A 5,745-nucleotide genomic window follows, 5' to 3' on the forward strand; every position below is an offset into this window, starting at 1 on the left:
GGCTCTCCAGCCTCCCGCTGGATCGAGGCACAGGTGTGCCGCAGCACATGGAAGCCGTCCTTCGGGGCCGCCGCCCACTGCCAGGCTTTCGCCCCCTCGGATCGCGCCGGGATGACACCGGCCTTGGACAATGCGGGCTTCCAGGTGTAGATGTTCCATGTGTTCACGGCGACGGCGTTGCCAAAGCGCGTGGTGAGCAGAGAGAGACCTTTTCCTCTCCCCATCCGGCTTCCCCCACGGGAGCTCCACCTCTACCGGCGGGAACGCCTCGATGTGACGCTTCAGCTCCTCGGCTACCGAGAGGGGCATATCCACCGCGCGGGTCTTCTTTCCCTTCGGCAGGGCGAAGTACAGCCTTCCGTGTATCGCCTGCACCTGGCGCCGGACGTGAAGCACGCCGCGCTCATAGTCGATGTCCTCTGGACTCAATCCGAACACTTCGCCCTGGCGAAGTCCGTACCCCAGGCCGACTACGACGGCGATCCTGTTCCGTGGGTTGATGGCGTCACGGACCCGCAGTGCCGTAGCCATCGGCCACGCGTCGCGCCGCTCCCGTGGCGACTTGGGCCACCGCACAGATTTCGCGTGCATAGGGTTACGCGCGAGGCGCTTGTCGTCGACGGCCGCTTCCAGAATGGAGGAAAGCTCGGACAGGATGCCGCGCTGGTAGTCGACCGACGAGACCGTCGAATCCAGCTTGGTTATGAACGACCGCAGATCCGTGGCGGCGATACTCCTGAGCGGAAGCTGGCCCAGGTGCGGGACGATATGGAGGCGCGTTCTACGCTCCTGACCGTCCTGGGTTTTCGGAGCGCCGCCTCGCCCCGGTGCCCAATGCGTCGCAATGTAGTCGGCCAGCGTGATGGACCCGTCACGCGGGTCTACGAACTCACCTCGCTCCTCGTCGGTGGCTGCCCGGCGAAGCCACGCCTTGGCGTCCTCCAGCACATCAATGGATCGGCCCCACACCCCAGGTATGCCGGCCACCTTGTAACGCTTGCCCTTACCGTAGCGAGCGGTTTTCTCCCTTCTCCCGGTTCCAGGATCTCGCTTCTTTTTGAGCCAACAGTCCTCGATGCAGCCGGCCAGCTTGGTTTCCTTCCAAGAGAATGCGAACGGCGCGCAACGACCTTCGAGACGTCAAGCACCGGGGTTACGTCGCTGCGGAGGTGCACTCAGTGGGCTCAACGCTGCGTTGGAGCGGGAATCTGCTCGTTCCTGCTCATAAATCCAGGCGTCGAGAGCTGTCCGCCGATACATGACGCGACCACGGGGCCCATGCGGAAGCTCGGCGGCCCCTCCCGTCGGTGCCGCCAGACATAAAGCGTGTGCGGTGATACGCCGAGGTACGCAGCAGCATCCTTTACGTTGAGAAAGCAGGAGCGTACAACGCTCGCGGGATCAGGCACAGCCGAGGGGGCGAACTGCGATTTTGTAGGCATGGAGCACTTCCGGTAAGGGACGAAAGAGAGTGGGCCCAGACGGCCCACGTCCACTACGACTCCGCCGCCAAGCACAGTCGGATGCGAACACCTGAATGGTCCTGACGATCGCCGGTTTGGCAAACCGGTGATCGTCGGCTATGTTGCGCGCCGCATCACGTACCCGACGTCTGCTCGGCCTCGCCATCGGCGAGGGGAAGAAGGTACGAGCGCGGGGCTGCGGGGGCGCTGCCCGAGGCGACCGCTAGCAGACCATCGTCCGTAAGCCCGTCTAGATTCGCCGTGACGCGGCGCTCGGGAATCCCAAGGGCCTGTGCCACTTGCCGGGTTGTGGCGCCGGGGTGCCGTGCCACGTGCGCGAGGACGACACGATCGCCGCGGTAGCCCCGTTGCAAAAGATCTCCACCGAAAAGGCCGGCCGCACAGATGCAGACGCAGAGCCCCGTGGAGACCGCAAGGTAGTCACCTGCCGTTTGGCCGACCCAAGCGTTCAGTCCTCCGAGGGCAAAGAGCACGGGTGAAGTGAAGCGGGCAGATCGGATAGCGGGCTCAGACAGACAGACCTCCCAAGTAGGAGCCAGGCCAGCGGGCCGATCCACGCGACACGTCATTCCGAGCAATTTCGCAAGCCTGATCGCAATCGAGCAGCAGCACCGGCTTACCTGCTGTTTTGCGGGTCGTTGTACGTTGACATGACCCTCGCGCAACTATCCAGCCTTTCGGTGCTATTTCCTGTCTGCCGTCGGCGAATGCATACTGGCACCGGTGGACAAGTTCTCTCATATCCGGGCTGCCTGCTCGGCCCAGATCATCGTGACGACGCATGCCTGCTTCCAGCGCAGCATGGTGAAAATCCCCGTCATCGTGGATAGCGAACTACATCGTCAGTTGAGCGTGCGCGAGGCTCTGCTGCGTCTCTCCCACCTAGTACGGCAACGGTGCTTACCGTGACGAGGCTTCAGCTCTTGGGCTGTGGCCTCGTCGCTTGTAGTGGCGGGTCCGGGCTTGATGTTGGCGTCGGCGACGCCAACGGGACCAGTGCAGGACGTGTTCGATAGTGCGGTGCCTTAGCCTCGGCGTTTCAGTTGGGCTGCTGGGCGGCTGAGCGAGGTTGTTTGAGGCTGCGTCGGCCGGTGGACATGGTGAGGGCCCGACGCGGGGCCGGGTTCTCCAAGGTCCTTGAGTTGAGGTGGGTGGGGACGGCGAGCCAGCTGGCGGGGCGGGGCAGTGCGGCCAGGCGGTGGAATGCGGTCGTGAGCTCATATCGCCAGGGCCAGGTCGCCGATATCCGAAGGCGGAGGCGGCGGCCGCCCCGGGTGATCCGGGCGGCGACGTGCAGGAGCCGGTAGCGGAGTTCCTTGGGTTCGGCAGCCGAGAGTTCGCCGTCCAGCACAAGGATGCGGGTCCAGGCCAGGAGGTCGATCGCCGCGAGGCTGAGTTCGAGCCAGGCGGCGTTGACCGGGAAGCGGAGGGAGGTGAAGCGGCCGAAACCGGTGGTCTTGCCGCACCGGATGTGGTCTTCAACTGTGGCGTGTCCGCGGTGGCGGACCTCCAGGAACTGGGCCGAGCCGGAGATGAACGGGGTGTCGGTGAGGAACACCTGGTGCCGCATGCCCTCGTCCCGGTCGAAGAGCGAGAGCTGGGCTCCTGGGTGGGGACGTTCACGGCGGACGATGATGCGGGTGCCGGCCGGGTAGCCGGCCAGGTCGGTCATGCCGGCCAGCTCGGAGACCTCGGCGGACTCGCGGAGGGTACCGTCCTGGTCCAGGCTGGGTGCCAGACCTGGACGGGCAGGGCGCGGATCGCGCGGCGGACCGGCTCGGTGACCGCGTATCCGACGGAGAAGAAGGTGCGGATTCCGCGTGTTCGCAGGTTTCGGACGTGGGTGAGGAAGACCTTCGCGGAGCCGGCGCTGTCGGTGCGGACGAGGATGTCGGTGCCGTGCCGGTGGGCGTCGGGGATCTGTGTGAGAGCGTCGTCCAGAACCGCGATGAGGTCCGCGGCCGTGTTGGCTCCGGCGTTCCCGGGCCGCAGCCGCCCGGACATGCCCTCGCCGGTGTTGGCCAGGAAACACACCAGTGGATGGAAGCCGAAACCGCCTTTGCAGGTGGGCGCGGCCGCCTCCTTCTCGGAGTGGCAGGTGATCAGTGTGGCGTCGATGTCCAGGACCAGGCCGGGCAGTTCCTGTCCGCCGGCTTTCGCCGCCGGTATGCCGCCGCGAGTCTCGGATGCCTGCAGCCAGGCCACTTCCCGGGCCTGGGCGCGGGCCAAGCGCAGGCGGTCCAGTACGCGTTCGTCGACGCCGGCCAGCAGCCGCCAGGCAGTCGGTGTCGAGGCGACAGGGCCGAACACCTCGCCCTGGTCGCGCAGGACGGCCAGATCCGTGATGGTCTGACCGCCGTCAGCGAGCATCACAGCGAGGTCGGTCGCGATCCGGCCCGGGTCATGGCCGGTGCCGCGGGGCCGGAGTGGTCTCAGCGCGGTGGAGTACGCGCTGTCAGCCCGGTGACGTCGGCGAGATCAGCCAGTAGCCGTGCCCGGCATGCCCGACCACCCCCGCACCATCCGCGGAGACATGAAGCCTGGGACGCGAACCGATACCCTGCACGCAGAAAGTGCCTTCCACCTGGACCGACAGAACCCCTCGACAAGGTTCATCGTCCCAGCTCAGAAGGCACTTTCGCGTTCCCGGCCAGCAACTGGCCTCACGACAAGTGAAACGGCGAGGTCAAGGCCCCGCGCCTTGCTGGAAGAGTGGTGGGACACCAAAGGACAGAGCAGACGGTCGGCAAAGACGGGGCGTCAACTGCACTGAACGGCTCGCCAGCAGGGTCCAGCCCCTTGCCCGTCCAGACCCGGAGGATCACCTCGTGACGCTCCACACCCTCCTCCCTGCCGACCTGCGCGAGTGGGTTGCCGACCAGTTGTCCGGCCTGACCTCCGCCACAGACGCCTCCTGGCCGCGCAACGACTCCAGAGTCTGGCGCGTGCACTCGGACACCGGCGCGGCCTTCGTGAAGCTCAGCCCGACAGCTGCGGACTTCGCCCGCGAAGTCCGCGCCTACGAGTACGCGGCCCGTACCCTCGCTGACGACGAAGCGCCCTGCCTGCTGGCCGCGGATCCCGGCCTGCTGGCCATCATGACCTCACCGCTCCCAGGACGCGTCGTCAGGGGCCTGACCCTCGAAGCGGAAGAGGAGCACCGAGTGCACGAGCTCGCCGGCCGGCTGCTCTCGCGCTGGCACGGCCATTCGACGCTGGGGACCGTCCGGACCCGCGAGTCCGTGGGGGCGTCCATGGCCGGCCAGGCGGACGAAGCGGGGGCGTGCCTGGAGCGGATCGCCGAACACCTCACCGACGCCCAGCGCGCCTTGGTACAGCGGGTGACCCGTGAGCTGCCCCAGCTGGCCGAGCGGCTTCCGACCGTCTTCCGGCATGGCGACTACTCGCCCCGCAACTGGCTGTGGGACGACGAGAACGGCACCCACAGCCTGATCGACTTCGAGAAGTCCGGCCACGGGATCGCCGTCGAGGACCTCGTGTGGCTGTGCGGTGCACTCTGGCCCACACGCCCCGACCTCAAACGGGCCTTCCTCACCGGCTACGGACGCAAGCTGTCCAGTACGGAACAGCAAGTGCTGCTCTTGCTCACCGCACGGCTGGCCGTCTCCTACCTGCACGCGGGCAGCACGAAGCACGAGCCGGTGCTCGTCGAGCGGGGCCGGACCGTCCTGGCGGATCTGGTGCGAACCTGCGGATAGCCTTGGCCGCTGCTGCCGTCGCACCCCGTCGCGACAGCAGCCTCGCCACCAGCGATTCGTACGTGGAGGACGTGGCCCCTTCACGGCTCCGCGCGGTCTGGACACCGGGGCCTACTCCGCGACCGCCGACGCTGTCGCGCTGGCCGGCTTCGACATCGCGGTGATCACCGTGCCGACCCCGCTGCGGGACGGCGTGCCCGACCTGACCTACATCGAGCCCTGAACCCGGACGGTGAGCAAGCAGCTTCGCCCCGGCGCGACGGTGGTCCTGGAGTCCAGGACCTATCCCGGCACCACCGAGGAACTGCTGCTGCCGATCCTGGAGAAGACCTCGGGTCTCAGTGGGCGTTCAGAGATGGTTCGTGCTTATATGCGAGTTTTACGGCTGTCAGGATTGTGGCATTTGCATCGAACATGCTCCTTCGCGTCTGTCAAGCTGCCGCCATGGTCGCCCGCTTGCTCCACTCCTCATGCACGAAGTCCGTCTGATTTGAGGATGTGACAGAAACGCCCAGTAGCAGCGGAACGGCACCGTCCGCAGC

The 5,745-nt window shown here is 66.5% G+C and carries 4 protein-coding genes and 1 pseudogene; 2 read left to right on the plus strand and 3 right to left on the minus strand.

What is annotated here, in order from left to right; genetic code table 11:
• Both ACLJWH_RS41780 and ACLJWH_RS41785 read right to left on the minus strand, forming a co-directional pair.
• Positions 1–987, minus strand: a 987-nt coding sequence (locus ACLJWH_RS41780; protein ID WP_411147044.1) for a tyrosine-type recombinase/integrase, incomplete at its 3' end; no start/stop codon positions are given.
• A gap of 197 nt (positions 988–1,184) precedes the next feature.
• Complete coding sequence (locus ACLJWH_RS41785; RefSeq protein WP_411147045.1) at positions 1,185–1,442, minus strand: helix-turn-helix transcriptional regulator; 258 nt, start codon at positions 1,440–1,442, stop codon at positions 1,185–1,187.
• Positions 1,443–2,207: 765 nt separating this feature from the next.
• Here ACLJWH_RS41785 and ACLJWH_RS41790 point away from each other — a divergent pair.
• Positions 2,208–2,393 carry a hypothetical protein gene (locus ACLJWH_RS41790; RefSeq protein ID WP_411147046.1) on the plus strand — a complete coding sequence of 62 codons (186 nt, stop codon included), beginning with the start codon at positions 2,208–2,210 and terminating at the stop codon, positions 2,391–2,393.
• Between the two features lie 265 nt (positions 2,394–2,658).
• Here the strand turns inward: ACLJWH_RS41790 and ACLJWH_RS41795 are convergent.
• A pseudogene (locus ACLJWH_RS41795) lies at positions 2,659–4,068 on the minus strand (IS1380 family transposase); the annotation flags it as partial.
• A gap of 244 nt (positions 4,069–4,312) precedes the next feature.
• Here ACLJWH_RS41795 and ACLJWH_RS41800 point away from each other — a divergent pair.
• Positions 4,313–5,203, plus strand: coding sequence for an aminoglycoside phosphotransferase family protein (locus tag ACLJWH_RS41800; protein ID WP_411147047.1), 891 nt, complete (start codon positions 4,313–4,315; stop codon positions 5,201–5,203).
• Positions 5,204–5,745: the final 542 nt, after the last annotated feature.

It is taken from the genome of Streptomyces sp. x-80, assembly GCF_046549095.1.
Classification (GTDB): domain Bacteria; phylum Actinomycetota; class Actinomycetes; order Streptomycetales; family Streptomycetaceae; genus Streptomyces; species Streptomyces celluloflavus.

Excerpts from the sequence above, each read along its gene's own strand:
- ACLJWH_RS41785 (WP_411147045.1), bottom strand. The coding sequence starts at position 1,442 with ATGCCTACAAAATCGCAGTTCGCCCCCTCGGCTGTGCCTGATCCCGCG.